15 protein-coding genes and 1 pseudogene are annotated in these 13,324 nt (G+C 65.8%); 8 read left to right on the top strand and 8 right to left on the bottom strand.

Features of this window, described 5'->3' with window-relative positions:
- Positions 1-296 precede the first annotated feature (296 nt).
- A complete protein-coding gene (locus ACWD26_RS18450) occupies positions 297-986 on the top strand; it encodes a copper chaperone PCu(A)C (protein WP_451271230.1) in 690 nt (229 codons plus the stop codon).
- Between the two features lie 348 nt (positions 987-1,334).
- Here ACWD26_RS18450 and ACWD26_RS18455 read toward each other — a convergent pair whose 3' ends face one another.
- Entirely contained in the window at positions 1,335-2,015 is a 681-nt protein-coding gene (locus tag ACWD26_RS18455; protein WP_009340348.1) for a response regulator transcription factor, read from the bottom strand.
- Positions 2,012-3,319 carry a sensor histidine kinase gene (locus tag ACWD26_RS18460; RefSeq protein WP_451271232.1) on the bottom strand — a complete coding sequence of 436 codons (1,308 nt, stop codon included), beginning with the start codon at positions 3,317-3,319 and terminating at the stop codon, positions 2,012-2,014. The genes ACWD26_RS18455 and ACWD26_RS18460 overlap by 4 nt, the downstream gene beginning before the upstream one ends.
- Before the next feature lie 265 nt (positions 3,320-3,584).
- Here ACWD26_RS18460 and phoU point away from each other — a divergent pair, with 265 nt between their 5' ends.
- Together phoU and ACWD26_RS18470 are read left to right on the top strand one after the other, a co-directional pair.
- Complete coding sequence (gene phoU / locus ACWD26_RS18465; RefSeq protein ID WP_451271234.1) at positions 3,585-4,292, top strand: phosphate signaling complex protein PhoU; 708 nt, start codon at positions 3,585-3,587, stop codon at positions 4,290-4,292.
- Between the two features lie 301 nt (positions 4,293-4,593).
- A complete protein-coding gene (locus tag ACWD26_RS18470; protein ID WP_451271236.1) occupies positions 4,594-4,755 on the top strand; it encodes a hypothetical protein in 162 nt (53 codons plus the stop codon).
- A 116-nt stretch (positions 4,756-4,871) separates the two neighbouring features.
- On the opposite strand, the gene ACWD26_RS18475 is transcribed toward ACWD26_RS18470, so the two are convergent.
- Complete coding sequence (locus ACWD26_RS18475) at positions 4,872-5,321, bottom strand: hypothetical protein (protein WP_451271238.1); 450 nt, start codon at positions 5,319-5,321, stop codon at positions 4,872-4,874.
- A gap of 141 nt (positions 5,322-5,462) precedes the next feature.
- Here ACWD26_RS18475 and ACWD26_RS18480 point away from each other — a divergent pair, with 141 nt between their 5' ends.
- Positions 5,463-5,711 carry an SCO4226 family nickel-binding protein gene (locus ACWD26_RS18480; RefSeq protein WP_451271240.1) on the top strand — a complete coding sequence of 83 codons (249 nt, stop codon included), beginning with the start codon at positions 5,463-5,465 and terminating at the stop codon, positions 5,709-5,711.
- Between the two features lie 512 nt (positions 5,712-6,223).
- Here ACWD26_RS18480 and ACWD26_RS18485 read toward each other — a convergent pair.
- The gene (locus ACWD26_RS18485) at positions 6,224-6,550 is read right to left on the bottom strand and encodes a GYD domain-containing protein (protein ID WP_451271476.1); all 327 of its coding nucleotides are present in this window, start codon (positions 6,548-6,550) and stop codon (positions 6,224-6,226) included.
- Positions 6,551-6,765: 215 nt separating this feature from the next.
- On the opposite strand from ACWD26_RS18485, the pseudogene ACWD26_RS18490 reads away from it, so the two are divergent.
- From ACWD26_RS18490 to ACWD26_RS18500, 3 genes and pseudogenes are all read left to right on the top strand, one after another.
- A pseudogene (locus ACWD26_RS18490) lies at positions 6,766-7,134 on the top strand (site-specific integrase); the annotation flags it as partial.
- Positions 7,135-7,406: 272 nt separating this feature from the next.
- Complete coding sequence (locus ACWD26_RS18495; RefSeq protein ID WP_451271242.1) at positions 7,407-8,000, top strand: hypothetical protein; 594 nt, start codon at positions 7,407-7,409, stop codon at positions 7,998-8,000.
- Positions 8,001-8,243: 243 nt separating this feature from the next.
- A complete protein-coding gene (locus ACWD26_RS18500) occupies positions 8,244-8,990 on the top strand; it encodes a TIR domain-containing protein (protein WP_451271244.1) in 747 nt (248 codons plus the stop codon).
- A 59-nt stretch (positions 8,991-9,049) separates the two neighbouring features.
- On the opposite strand, the gene ACWD26_RS18505 is transcribed toward ACWD26_RS18500, so the two are convergent.
- On the bottom strand, positions 9,050-9,772 hold the full coding sequence (locus ACWD26_RS18505; protein WP_451271246.1) for a DUF6414 family protein: 723 nt from the start codon (positions 9,770-9,772) through the stop codon (positions 9,050-9,052).
- 1,802 nt (positions 9,773-11,574) lie between these two features.
- Here ACWD26_RS18505 and ACWD26_RS18510 point away from each other — a divergent pair.
- On the top strand, positions 11,575-11,970 hold the full coding sequence (locus ACWD26_RS18510; RefSeq protein WP_383894424.1) for a hypothetical protein: 396 nt from the start codon (positions 11,575-11,577) through the stop codon (positions 11,968-11,970).
- A gap of 71 nt (positions 11,971-12,041) precedes the next feature.
- Here the strand turns inward: ACWD26_RS18510 and ACWD26_RS18515 are convergent, their stop codons facing one another.
- Genes ACWD26_RS18515 through ACWD26_RS18525 form a run of 3 tightly spaced genes read right to left on the bottom strand, consistent with a single transcriptional unit; the run spans position 12,042 to position 13,304 of the window.
- Positions 12,042-12,428 carry a hypothetical protein gene (locus ACWD26_RS18515; RefSeq protein WP_451271248.1) on the bottom strand — a complete coding sequence of 129 codons (387 nt, stop codon included), beginning with the start codon at positions 12,426-12,428 and terminating at the stop codon, positions 12,042-12,044.
- Positions 12,422-12,850 carry an ATP-binding protein gene (locus tag ACWD26_RS18520; RefSeq protein ID WP_451271250.1) on the bottom strand — a complete coding sequence of 143 codons (429 nt, stop codon included), beginning with the start codon at positions 12,848-12,850 and terminating at the stop codon, positions 12,422-12,424. Before ACWD26_RS18520 ends, ACWD26_RS18515 begins: the two co-directional genes overlap by 7 nt.
- 46 nt (positions 12,851-12,896) lie before the next feature.
- Positions 12,897-13,304 (bottom strand): NUDIX hydrolase, encoded by a 408-nt coding sequence (locus tag ACWD26_RS18525; protein WP_451271478.1) that lies wholly within the window; start codon positions 13,302-13,304, stop codon positions 12,897-12,899.
- Positions 13,305-13,324 lie beyond the last annotated feature (20 nt).

Raw genomic sequence — 13,324 nt, forward strand, 5'->3', positions numbered from 1 at the left:
GGGATGTTCGGCCGTTACCGGACCGTGTTCCTGCCCCGTTCTGCCGGGTGATCCATTTTCTGTGACGCCCCGCATTCCTTACCGAAAATCCGGGAGGGCGGTGAAGGGATCGGCGGCGGTATCGATGGCGGTTATGTGAATGCCGGACGGGCGTGTGGGTGGGGCGTCGACAAAATCGCTTCCCGTGACATGTCGGGGACTTGGGGAGGGTCGGGTGCGGCGGCGGTGGGCGGGCTCGGTAACCTGAGCCCGCTACAGACCACGTACCGCCCGACGTTCAAGGAGTTGCCGCCGCCGTGAGCAGCAGCCTTCGACGCGGCGCTCTCGCCGCCGCCGCCCTCGCGTTCTCGATCGCCTCACTCGCCGCGTGCGCCGCCGGCAACAACGCCCAGACGCTGGAGATCAGGCCGGACAACGCCGCCACCAGTGTCGGCGACATCAAGATCCAGAACGCGATCGTGGTCACCCAGCCCGGCACCGAGACCGAGGGTCCCGCCGTGGTCTCCGCCACCGTGTTCAACGGCGCCACCACCGACCAGACGCTGGACTCCATCACGGTGGAGGGCGCCGGCGAAGCCGAGCTCACGCCGGTCAAGGGTGAGGGCGAGGGCGGCAAGGTCGTCGTCCCGGCCGGTGGCTCCGTGACCCTCGGCGGCGAGGGCAACGCCTCCGCGGTCCTGGCGGACGTCACCGACGCGGTCAAGGACGGCAACGCCCAGCAGGTCACCTTCACCTTCAGCGAGACCGGCGAGGTCGGCCTGCGTGCCTTCGTCGTGCCCGCCGAGCACTACTTCGAGAAGTGGGGCCCGACCGAGGTCCCCCAGGCCCCCACCGCCTCCCCGTCCGAGGAGACCTCCGGCTCCCCGTCCCCGTCCGGCACGGGCTCGCCGGCCGCCGGCGAGGGCGCCACGGAGGAGGAGGGCACCGCCGCCGGCTCGACGGCCTCCCCGTCCACCTCGGCGTCCGAGGAGACCTCCGGCCACTGAGCGCCGGACACCCGTACACACGACCGAAGGGCGGCACCCCCTCGCAGGGGGTGCCGCCCTTCGGCGTGTGACGGCTGTGGCGGTCGCCAGCTCATTGTCGTATACGGCCGTGCGGTCGCCGGCTCATCGGCGCACGACGGCCGTGCGTCGCTGGCTCATCGGCGCACGACGGCCGTGTGGTTGCCGGCTTACGGCTCGAACTTGTAGCCGAGGCCCCGGACCGTCACCAGGTACCGGGGCGCCCCCGGGTCCGGCTCGAACACCGTCCCCGACGCACCCCTCGCACCGCTGCGCGGGCTTCGCGGTGCTGCGCCGACCTCCGATCGGCGACCGACACCCACCCGGTGTTTACGGCTCGAACTTGTAGCCGAGACCCCGGACCGTCACCAGATACCGGGGCGCCCCCGGGTCCGGCTCGATCTTGGCGCGGAGGCGCTTGACGTGGACGTCGAGGGTCTTGGTGTCGCCCACGTAGTCGGCGCCCCAGACGCGGTCGATGAGCTGCATACGGGTCAGGACGCGGCCCGCGTTTCGCAGCAGCATCTCGAGCAGGTCGAACTCCTTGAGGGGAAGGTCGACCTTGGAGCCCGAGACAGTGACCACGTGACGGTCGACGTCCATACGGACGGGGCCGGCCTCCAGCGCGGCCGGGGTGACCTCCTCGGGCTCGCCGCGGCGGCGCAGTACGGCCCGGATACGGGCGACGAGCTCGCGGGAGGAGAAGGGCTTGGTGACATAGTCATCGGCTCCTATTTCCAGGCCCACGACCTTGTCGATCTCGCTGTCCTTGGCGGTCACCATGATCACCGGGACATTGGAACGGCCGCGCAGCTGACGGCAGACCTCGGTGCCCGGCAGACCGGGCAGCATCAGGTCGAGGAGGACGAGGTCGGCTCCGTTGCGCTCGAACTCGTCGAGACCGTCGGGCCCGGTGGTCGCGATGGCGACCTCGAAGCCCTCTTTGCGGAGCATGTAGGACAGGGCGTCGGAGAAGGACTCCTCGTCCTCGACGACGAGCACTCGGGTCACGGAAGGACCTCCGGGGCGGGAAGCGGTTCGTACGGGGATGGATCGGTGTGAGGCTGTCCGTCCTCGGCGTCGAGGTCCGGGTGCTGGGCCGCGCGGTCGCGGGACGCGCCCGCCTCCGGCAGCCTGAGGGTGAACGTGGAGCCCTGTCCCTCCGAGCTCCACACCGTGACCTCCCCGCCGTGCGAGGCGGCCACGTGTTTGACGATCGCGAGACCGAGACCCGTACCGCCGGTCTGGCGGGAACGGGCCGGGTCCACGCGGTAGAAGCGCTCGAAGATGCGCTCCTTGTCCTTGTCCGAGATGCCGATGCCCTGGTCGGTCACGGCGATCTCGATGTGGTCCCCACCGGGCGCGTTCACGCGGCGTGCGGCTATGCCGACGCGGGTGCGGGCCGGGGAGTAGTTGACGGCGTTCTCGACGAGGTTGCCGAGGGCGGCGGCGAGCTGGCCGCGGTTGCCCCAGACACGCAGCTCGGCGGTGCCGCCCGCCCGTCGCCCGCCACCACCCTGCTCGAGCCCTTCGGGCGCCCCCATGTTCGAGGCCATCGTGATCTGCTTGGTGCCGGCCTGGTGGCGGCAGCGGTCGACGGCCTCGGCGACCAGCTCATCCACCCGTACGGGCTCGGCATCCTCCAGCGGGTCGTCGTTCTGCACCCGGGAGAGGTCGATGAGCTCCTGCACGAGGTTGGTGAGCCGGGTGGCCTCGATCTGCATGCGCCCGGCGAACCGTTCCACCGCCTCGGGGTCGTCCGACGCCCCCATGACGGCCTCGGAGAGGAGCGAGAGGGCCCCGACGGGTGTCTTCAGCTCATGACTGACGTTGGCCACGAAGTCCCGTCGTACGGCCTCTATGCGGCGGGCCTCGGTGAGGTCCTCGACGAGCAGCAGCACCAGCCGGGAGCCCAGCGGCGCGACGCGCGCGGAGACGGCGAGGGCCTCGCCGCGTCCGGTGCCGCGCCGGGGCAGGTCCAGCTCGACCTGGCGTATCTCGCCGTCCCGGCGGGTGTCGCGGGCCATCTTGAGCATCGGCTCGATGGAGAGCTTTCCGCCCCGGACGAGCCCGAGGGCGTACGCGGCCGAGCTGGCCTTGACGACGGCGTCGGCCTCGTCGAGCACGACCGCGGAGGAGCGCAGCACGGACAGCACGGTGTCGACGCCGGGCGGAAGCACCGGGTCGGTGTGCAGGGAGGTCCTGGTGGGACGCTTCTGCTCGCGCTCGCTGATGCGGAACGCCAGCATGGCGATGACGCCGGTGAGCACTCCGGCGATCGCTGCCGCTGCGGCGACAGCCGCGTTCACGTCCATGCATCCAGGTTAGGCACGAGGTCGGACATCCCCACAGCGGTCGGAGGGCGACCTCGAACACTCGTCGCCCAGAGTTCACCTTGGAGCCAGTATTGGTTCATTTGGGGTGGCGGAAACGGACGCGTACGGGCCGGAACGTGGGAGCGTGGGGTTCGTCCGGGCTTCCGGTCGCCGTTCTTTCGGCTGCCCTGGCCTGGCGGAACGGCTTTCGGCAGGGCTTTTCTGGATACCCACGAGCAGACGCACGTAAGAGAGGGACACCCTGATGCGGGACGCGTACCACGAGGAACTTGACTCGATCGGTGAGGGCCTGGTCGAGATGGCCCGACTGGTGGGGTCGGCTATCGGACGCGCCACCACGGCGATGCTCGACGCCGACCTGAAGCTGGCCGAGAGCGTGATCGAGGCCGACAAGAAGGTCGACGACCTGCAGCACGACCTGGAGGCCCGCGCGATAGCCCTGCTGGCGCGGCAGCAGCCGGTGGCGACGGACCTGCGTATCGTCGTGACCTCGCTGCGCATGTCCGCCGACCTGGAGCGCTCCGGCGACCTCGCCCAGCACGTGGCCAAGCTGACCCGGCTGCGCTTCCCCGACCGCACGGTCCCGCGCGACCTGCACGCCACGATCCTGGAGATGGGCCAGCTCGCGCAGCGTCTGATGGCCAAGGCCGCCGAGGTCATCATCACCAAGGACGTCGACCTCGCGCTCCAGCTGGAGCAGGACGACGACGCGATGGACCTCCTCCACCGCACGCTCTTCCAGCACCTCATGGACGACCGCTGGAAGCACGGCATCGAGACGGCCGTCGACGTCACCCTCCTCGGCCGCTACTACGAGCGCTTCGCCGACCACGCGGTGTCCGTCGCCAAGCGTGTGGTGTACCTGGTGACGGGTGAGCACGCGGACGATCTGCAGGCGGACATCCAGCCGGTCAAGCCGGTTCAGCCGGTGGCGGAGGTGGAGGAGGCGTAGGGCCTCCAGGGGGATGGCTCCTGGCCGGGCTGCGGCGGGTGCGGGGCTTCGGCCGGCTGTGTACGCCGGGCCCCGCCGGGTCGGCTCGCACAGGGTTTCGCTTCCTGCGGGGGCGGTGCGAGTGGTGTTGCCGCAGGGCGTGGTTCTCCTGGGACTCGGCTGTCGCGGGGCTGCGGCGCTTGATGGTCCGGCAGGGCGTGCGGACGCCTCCATGCGCCGTTGATGCGCCCGGCTGAACGGGCATGCAATGGGGCATCCAATGGGCACAGGCACCAGCCTTCGATGCCTTCCAGGAGGGACCATGGCCGAATCCCCCGCCAGCCCCAGCACGCCCGACCCGACGCAGGTCCGGGACACCCATCAGCCCGCCGACATCAAAACCCTGCCCCTCGTCGGCGCCTGCGGCTGCGGCTCCGGATGCGCCTGCGGGTGTCAGTCCGGCAACCCGTGCCAGTGCGGCTGACCGGCACGCGGCCGCTGTCGTAGGTGGGAGCCCGTACGCCGGAGAAGGGGGCTTGTCGCTCGTGACGGGCTCCCTTCACTCAACCCGGGGGACGACGGGGGACGACGGGTGGGCGCTCAGCACCAGGGCTCGGAGTCGCCCCGGGCGGAGACGATCTCGACGTACACCGAACCGTCGGCCGGCGCGTCGAGCATCAGACTCGCCACGGCCCCGTCGATCGACTTCGTGAAGCAGTCACTCGTCCGGTACCGCCACCCATGGGCCTGCGCGGCGTCCCGATAGCGCACGAGAACACCCTTCCGGTCCCCGTCGTGCCGGTACCGCTTCCCGACGACCACGAACAGGTCGTCGTCATCGCACTCCTGATACGACTCCTCGGCCCTCGCCCCCACCACGCTGTCGTCCAGCACGGGGTCCCCGGCCAAGACGTCCCCGAACCGCTCCTCCTCCTGCCCGCATCCGTACACGAAGAGGAAGTAGCCGACGGGACTTCCCGCGGCCATGAGCGCCATCACGACCATCACCGCGGCTGCCCATACGCCCGGCCCCACTCTCACCATGCGCATGACGGGTGACGCTAGCGCACGGCCGTTCGATGCCGTCCGTTCCCGCGCGGTCGCCCGCACGGGCGCACGGGCGCAGCATGAGAGGAGGGAGGGAAGAGAAGCGGGGGAGGGAACCGGACGGAAAGTGAGGAGGTACGGGCCATGACCAAGTTCATGGACGTCCACCACGGGATGAAGGGCATCACCGCCGACCAGCTGCAGGCCGCCCACAAGGCCGACCTGGACATAGAGAAGGACGAGAACGTCCACTTCGAACGCGCCTGGGCCGACCCCGAGTCCGGCACCGTCTACTGCCTCTCCGAGGCCCCCTCCGCCGACGCCGTCCAGCGCATCCACGAACGCGCCGGCCACAAGGCGGACGAGATCCACCCGGTACCGCTGACGGTCTGAGCGCGCGAGAACATCCGGCAGACGCCGGTACGCCTCCGCACGCCCCGTCCGACAGAGTTCACGAGCTGCGAGCATCCCCATGCCGATACCGGTAGAGCACTAGGGGGTGCACGTGGCTGGCGTGATGTCGTTGATGTCGATGCACTGGGCAGAGGTGACTCCGGAGCAGTACGACACGGTGCGAGAGACGGTCGACTGAGAGGAGATCCCGACGGTCGGCGGTCAGATCCACGTGGCCTGGTTCGACGACCAGGGCTTCCACGTGACCGAGGTCTGGGAATCCCAGCAGGCGTTCGAGACCTTCTTCACCGAACGACTCTCCCCCGCACTCGAGAAGCCGGCCTCACAGGCACCCCCGAACCACCCTCACCAAAGAGCCCCCTGTCGACGGGCAGGGGGCTCTCGTTCAGGTCTGGTTACTTCTTCTTGGTTGGCCACTGACGAGCGGCCTCGGGCGGCCCAGGGGTGGCCCAGAAAACTGGGACTTGCCTCGCTGCCGACCACCTGGACCGCTACGCGCCGGGGGCCCGGTACTGGACTTGTCCGGCTTTACGCAGGGCAGCCATAGTTTCGTCGATGGTCAGGAGAACGGTCGTCTCAAACGAGCTGAGTGCGCCGCCTCCGCTGATCGCCAGGGCGACCGCGGCCATGGAGACGTTGTCGGGGGCCTCCCACAAGTTGTAGCCGTCGCGGGTGCCGAACGCGTACCAGAAGCCGTGGAGCTTGCCGCCGACGGACTCGATGTACGACTGAGCGGCCTTTGCGCGGTCCTCGGGGTGGCCGATGAGTCTCGCCCAAGTCTCCGGGGTGTAGCTGAACCTCGATAGATACAGCGGCATCATGTCTCCCTTTCGTCCCAGCAAGGGATGCCCCCGCAGGGTGGGATACGCCCCCGAGGCCGCCCGCGTATCCCCCGAACGGCCGGGATGATGACCGGCATGGCCACCCGGTGAGCGACCCAACAGCCCCGGAACTACGGCATCGAAGCCCGCAGCTTGGGAAGCTGAGATCATTTGTGGCTGGTTCGGGCGCTGCCCCGGGTGAACCGCCGAGGTGGCGGGATGTACCGCTTCCTGGGCAGATCGCCGATGCGCTCCGGGAGCACATGAAGCGGTTCCCGCCGGTCGAGATCACCTCGCCCTGGAAGGTCGCCGACGGGCCTCCGGTGACCAAGCGGCTGTTCTTCGCCGGACCGCGCGGCGGTCACATCTGGCGTACGTCGCTGAATGAGGACCACTGGAAGCCCGCTCTGGCGTCCGTGGGTGTCATCCCGAAGGCCAAGAGCCGGGAGCACACCGCCGCGCGGGAGCACGGCATGCACGCCCTGAGGCACTTCTACGCGTCGGTGCTGCTGGACGCGGGCGAGAGCATCAAGGCCGTCAGCGAGTACCTCGGGCACTCCGACCCGGGACTCACGCTGAAAACGCCCCCGCCCCGCGCCGTATGCACAGGTCGGGGGCATGATCACACAACCTACTTCTTCTTGCCCTGGGTCTTGCCGGGGATCTTGGTGAGCTGGGTTTTTGCTGGTCAGGAGCGGTGGGGTCGTGCGCCTGGTGGTCATCGTTGGTCGTCATTGGCCACTGTCGAGCGACCTCGGACGGCCCAGGGACGGCCCAGATCGCTGGAGATCGCCAGGCTTCGCCATGGGACGTCCGCTTCCGTTTGGGGCGTGACTGTCGGATCATCCTCGCCATGCCCAACACTGTGTGGACAGTGCTCGTCGCCACTGTGACTGCCTTGGTGACCACCGTTGCGACTGGTGTGCTCGTCAGCCCTCGCCTCGAAGCCAGAAAGCGCCGCATCCAAGAGGCGCACATCGCGCGAGACACGTTTAGCGCAAGCCTGTTGACGATCATCTCGGCATGCGCACGGCTTCAGAGCTTGCCGCTTCCAGCCCCTGACGATCCAGACTGCACCGACGTGGTCAGGGCGCGACTGGCCGCCGAGCGTGAGCGCTGGATGCAGCAGCTTGACGACGCTACACGCTGGCTGATCGACCACGTGGAAACGTACTCCGCTGGCTGGCCGCTCGGAGAGCTGCGTGACGTGGCTGCCCGTTATGCAGCTGCGTCCAGGATGGTGATGATCTCGGAGCGGTCCGAGGAAGCCAAGGTTGAGTTGCTAGCCAAGCTAGCCGCGCCAGTGCAGGGCATCTACTTCACCTATGTCTGGAATCGAGCAAGGAACTACCACAGAGACCGGGCTAGCTTGACGACTGTGCTTGCCCAGGTGAACGCGGTTCCAACTTCTACGCCGGCGGACCCGGAACTGGCGGCACCTCAATAGACTTGACACCAGGGATGAAATCCAACTTCACTACGTACTGATTTCTGGTGCCGCCACCTCCGCCGCCGTTGATTCCATTCAATCCTGGAGTCCAAAATGCCTCTCCATGTTCGCGTCACTGCAAAATCGAACAGGTCACGCAGCGAAGTTAGATTGGATCTTAGCGAGACTGATCTCGAAGAGAGATTTTTGAAGCCGTACCGAGAAGGTCGCCCGATCGTCATCGGCGGAACTGTGGTGCCAATGGAGGATCTGGAGCGAATTCGGATCAACAAGACAGATCTGCCTTCTGATCAGCTTCTTCCTATCGTGAGAGAGAAGCGTCGGCAGTCTGGCATCATCGACTTCCGTAGCGATGACTACTACATTGCGGCATACGGCGATGACGTAACTGACAAATACATCACCTCGGTCCCTGGAGCAGCAGTGGCGTCGTTGTCCCAAAACGTAGAAGCCTCTAATGAAAAGCTGGATCCGCGCAAAGTATTCGTCGTACACGGGCGCAACCTCAAGGCGCGCGACGCTATGTTCTCATTTCTGCGCTCGCTTTCCTTGAACCCCATCGAGTGGAATGAGGCCAGCCTTGCTACGGGTAGGCCTTCACCGTATGTGGGTGAAATTCTCGACACAGCTTTTAGCCAGGCAGCTGCCGTTCTGGTGCTCATGACGCCGGATGATGTGGCGTCTCTCAAGGAGGAACACCACGGCTCCCATGAGCCTCCTTACGAGACTGAACCGACTGGACAGGCCAGGCCTAACGTTCTTTTTGAGGCAGGCATGGCAATGGGGCGCGACGCAGACAGAACAGTATTGGTTGAACTGGGCGTGCTCCGCCCATTTAGCGACATCGGCGGACGTCACGTAATCCACATGAACAACACAACGCAGCGGCGCCAGGAGTTGGCCCAGCGGCTACTGAGTGCTGGCTGTGCAGCAAGCACTACAGGCGTCGACTGGCATTCCGTTGGTGATTTTGATTCCGCGATTTAGTGTCGCTTTCAGGGCTACATTGGGCGCTTCTAGCGTGCAGGCTCGGGGCGCCCTCGAAGTCATCGATAAATGGCAAGAATGTCCAGCATAACGGCTGGACCTTCTAGGTAATTTCCCCGCTCACTATCCGTTGGCTTACTTCGTTCCATCTTTCTACGCTGCTCCCGAGGGATCAAAGAAGTTCCAGGGAGCGCCAAGAGCGGTTTCCACTGCCCAGCGGGCCAAGTATTTGACACTTTGCCAATCAGCCGAGCGCGCCCCTCCACGTCGGACTTCACATATTCAGGAGTCAATTGCCCCGTGAGTCGCAGTTCAGATTCATCGAACTCGCCGACCGCGATCTGCTTTCCCCCCAAGGTATTAGAAAATAGCTTCATAGCGTCAACCTGTTCCCGACTAGGCAGGTCTTCTACCTCATCGACACCAAATGCAGACATCGCTGGCATGATTGACTGAAACTGGCTCAGGGCTTCCATTAGCCCGCCGTGGGGTGACAGTGCTTTAATGATGTCAGGGATATAGATCTCGCATTCGGCATCGACCAGGTGACCCACCTTAATTTCGCTCAGGTCAGTTTCAGCATCAATGGGAAGCCAGCCCGCGAGATCGGGTTCGGAATTTGCCAGTGACAACAGGCGCTCAAACTGCGCCTGCGGAGTATCCGTGAACGTGCTCCTTTCGCCTTGACTCTGGCGCTCAAGGGAATTTCGAACTCCGTCCTCAAGCGCACTCACATAGTCGGCGAGCGCATCGGTATCGAGGTACAAGAACCGCTTGAGCATGCACTTCTCCTAGTTGATCTATTTATGGTGTCGAACTCCAGGACCGAGCCGGAATAGCCCTCAACTGCCTCAGCCGACGAAAGTCAGCCGGCAGCGGCGGGTCGCCAACCGATCAGGTGCGCGTGTGCCTCGCTGTACCCCAACCTGCCCCAGCCTCGTTGTCGGGGCGCGTCGTCGACCAGAGTAAGCCGCGACAGCCGGACCTTGACGAGATCGTCCGAGCCCTCAGCTTGGGAAGTTGCAAGCGTTTGAGAGCGGTTGGGGCGTTGACCTGGAGGAACCGCATATCTGCCACGCCGTCGGGCTGGGCCGCGTTTTACGCGATTCCCCGCTGTTCCCGCCCGGTCTGGTGCGCCTGTGGTGCACGGGCGTTGTCAGTGGCTGTCCGTACGATTCGGGCATTGCGTCGGTCTGCGCCATCGGACGGTTAGCTCGGTAGTGCCGCCAGCGAGGGAAGCGCGTCGGCTTACTCTGCTCTGCCCATCATCGCCCGCATCCTCTTCGGGCCGAGCAACCGACCAAACGCTATCCAGTTGCTGAACTGCACGAGATCATCCAAGATCCGGCTGGGCGCGGGGGGACCGTCGCGCCACCCTGAAATGAGCGTGCGAGGTCGGGTCTGTATCACCGTCAATGTCTCAATTCCGTATGGCCAGCGCGCCACAGCTCCGTAGCGGGCGAGGTGAAAGCAAGTGTTACTCGCATCCGTGTTACCAATTTCCAGGGGGGCCCAGTCCGGAGCGAGCGCTTCAGCCTCCGACTCCCAGGTGTCCGGATCGCTAAAATGCCCACGCAAAGGAACTTCCCAACTTACCAAGCCGTCGTCATCTGACCCGCGTTGATCAGCGTCAACAGTTGCTGACACACCGGTGGGGAGGCGATCAAGCATTGCCTGGTTCACTTGGCGCTCGGCATCCCTCTTCGGCGTGACCCCTACCTCTACTTCGACGACGGTGAGTAGGCCTTTCGTCCACAACTCTGCAAGGCAGTTGAGGGAGAAAAGCTGTCCCATATCCCAGCCGCTGAAAGGTTGTCCCAGTGCCGCGACGAGAGCTGACAAGTCCTCATCCCGCGTCCACCGGTACATGCTTGCCAGCCGCCGAGCCCCCCAGTCTGTCTCAGCCCACATCTCAGCCATGTGGTCCGCTGCCTGGCGGTGGATGCTTCGTCCGCGTTGCATACCGTTAGCGTATGTAGCCCTACTGACACTGATGGCTCTGTAGTGGGTGACCAGACGGTTAGAGGTCGGCGGAACGGGTTTGGCCGGTGGCCTGCCCGGTCTGGGGTCGAGCATGATCAGGGGGCCGTACGCTGGGTGGCAACTCGGGCAGGCTTTGGACCTGCCCGCAATGTGCACGAGTGGCCCCCTGGTCTTGCTCGACGCGGGACCCGGACCGGGGAGGTGGCTAAAGCCGTGGAGCCCCCAGCCACGACGTACACCTTCTCTGGCATCAGGTGACTGATTGCTGTGCACGCGGCGTGGGCGCCGGCCGGGCTGGAGCGGGACGTAGGCAGGAGCGCAGGCCCGGCCGGGGGCCGGGCCGCGCGCGGGGAGCGGAGCGAGCCGCCTTGAACCAGTAGAGAAAGTTGTAACGCAGTCGCTCGGACGGCGTTGTCAGGGGAAGATCCGGAGCACCCGGTGCAGAGCTGTCGGCTCACCATCTGGCTCAGGCCGCCCTGCCAAGCGTGCGTGTGCCACTGACCATCCCTGTCAGGCGTGTCTGCGCGCATTTCTGAGCCGCTGTCGCCGTGATCGCCAGGCGGTCTACCGGGGCAGGTCTGAGTGCTCTACCGTCCTTGCCATGGGTGGCCTGGGGGAGTTCTTAAAGAAGCGTTGGGGCGTAGTGATCCTCCTGCTGGGGATCTTGGCCTGGGCTGCGGACATCATCGGGCCGGGGGTGCTCATCCTCGTGGCGGCAGCAGCGATTCTGTACTTCCTTCTACAGGCGCCGCTTCGGTGCATCGCCCTGGGTAGGCAAGGAAGGTGCCGCAACAACGCCCAAGGCTTGCTGCGGGGGTGCTGGATCCGTGAGCACAAGTGGCAGGGCTTCAAAGCGCTGCGTGGTGCTGGAGAGGATGGCACGCAGGGGCCGCATGCCGCCCTCATGCAGGACCGGCAACAGATGACCGCGACTCTCGGAGTAGCTATGGGTGTCATCTCAGCGATCGTCGCGTGCGCTGATTTCATCTTCAAGTGAGCCCTCTCCGCTATCTGTGGTTGATCGTCTCAGGACGACATCAGGCATCAGCCGTCGACGATCAACCGCGACTAGATATCGGCCTGTTGCGGTTTGAACTCGTATGCACAAGCCGGTAGTTCAGCTCTGTCTCGGTGTGCGAGCGGCAGGAAGATCACCGGTCGGATCGTCCAGGTAATGCGGGTGGTGAAGAAGGTGACGGACACGGTGCAGGGTTCGGAGCGTAGGAGGGCTCGTCGGGTGTCTATGCGGCCGTCGTACAGCCACTGCCATGCCTGTTCGGATGCTTCCGGGTCGAATGCCGGTGAGATCGTGCGGAGCGCGACGGCAACCCATCGGTCGGCCTGCGGTGCTGAGTAGGCGTCGAAGGATGCCCGCAGTGCCAACTCGCCGTTGTCGGTGAGTTCTTCGGTCCAGCACTCGCACCAGTAGCCTCGGCGGGCTTCGTCCTTCAGCACAGGTGGTCTCCCGGTCGGGTGCCGGTGAAGAGTTCCGCGGTGACCGTGTAGCCGCCTTTGCTGCCGTGGATGATGACTCGGTGGGCGAGTGCGGTGACCATGCCCAGGCCCCGGCCGTGTTCGGCCTCGGCGTCCTGGTGCTCGGCCTTGGGGGCCGTGCCGGTTCCTCCGCCGTCTGTCACCGACAGGGCGATCACCTGCCGGGAGACCGCGAGGGCCAGGTGGAAGCTGCCGGATTCCATGCCGCTGGCCGTGTGGAGGATCGCGTTCGCACTCAGTTCGCTGACGATCAATTCCGCGTCGTCGGCCAGGGGTGATCCGCGCAGGATGTCGCGGGTCCAGCGGCGAGCCCGGCTCACCTCTTCCGGAAATCCTGGGCAAGTGAGTCCCCAGACCCGGGCGGTGCTCGTATACTCGTGCATACAAGTTCCTTCGTGCTGGTAGGCCGCCATGTGCAGCGGGTTCGGGCTAGACGAGTTTCACGCCGTCGTGGGCGCGGATGGCCGGCGGGGATGGCGCGTCCAATGCGTCCAGGACGCGGATCGCGTATGCCTCGTCGGCAAGCTCGGTGACTTCTTCACGGGTGGCCCAGCGCAGCGCGCGGGTCTCGTCACCGGTGGTCGGTGTGCCGTCGGCCGCCTCGCACCGGAAGACCAGCGAGACGATCAACCCGGTCATGTTCTTGTAGACGCCGGTCAGGGTCGCGGGAAGCGCGATCTTGATGCCGGTCTCTTCGAGGACTTCGCGCTGGAGGGCTTCGGGGAGGGTTTCCTCGCGTTCGAGGACTCCGCCCGGGGGTTCCCACTTGCCGTTGTCGCGGCGTTTGATCAAGAGGGCCCGGCCCTGGTCGTCGACGATGACTCCGGCGACGCTCACGGAGTGCGGACGGTCAGTGC

It is taken from the genome of Streptomyces sp. NPDC002787 (assembly GCF_053592095.1).

Coding starts and splice junctions, on each gene's coding strand:
- ACWD26_RS18495 (WP_451271242.1), top strand. CDS start 7,407: ATGCCCAACACTGTGTGGACAGTGCTCGTCGCCACTGTGACTGCCTTG.
- ACWD26_RS18510 (WP_383894424.1), top strand. CDS start 11,575: ATGGGTGGCCTGGGGGAGTTCTTAAAGAAGCGTTGGGGCGTAGTGATC.
- ACWD26_RS18480 (WP_451271240.1), top strand. CDS start 5,463: ATGACCAAGTTCATGGACGTCCACCACGGGATGAAGGGCATCACCGCC.
- ACWD26_RS18485 (WP_451271476.1), bottom strand. CDS start 6,550: ATGCCGCTGTATCTATCGAGGTTCAGCTACACCCCGGAGACTTGGGCG.
- ACWD26_RS18460 (WP_451271232.1), bottom strand. CDS start 3,319: ATGGACGTGAACGCGGCTGTCGCCGCAGCGGCAGCGATCGCCGGAGTG.
- ACWD26_RS18475 (WP_451271238.1), bottom strand. CDS start 5,321: ATGCGCATGGTGAGAGTGGGGCCGGGCGTATGGGCAGCCGCGGTGATG.
- ACWD26_RS18470 (WP_451271236.1), top strand. CDS start 4,594: ATGGCCGAATCCCCCGCCAGCCCCAGCACGCCCGACCCGACGCAGGTC.
- ACWD26_RS18505 (WP_451271246.1), bottom strand. CDS start 9,772: ATGCTCAAGCGGTTCTTGTACCTCGATACCGATGCGCTCGCCGACTAT.
- phoU (WP_451271234.1), top strand. CDS start 3,585: ATGCGGGACGCGTACCACGAGGAACTTGACTCGATCGGTGAGGGCCTG.
- ACWD26_RS18520 (WP_451271250.1), bottom strand. CDS start 12,850: ATGCACGAGTATACGAGCACCGCCCGGGTCTGGGGACTCACTTGCCCA.
- ACWD26_RS18500 (WP_451271244.1), top strand. CDS start 8,244: ATGGAGGATCTGGAGCGAATTCGGATCAACAAGACAGATCTGCCTTCT.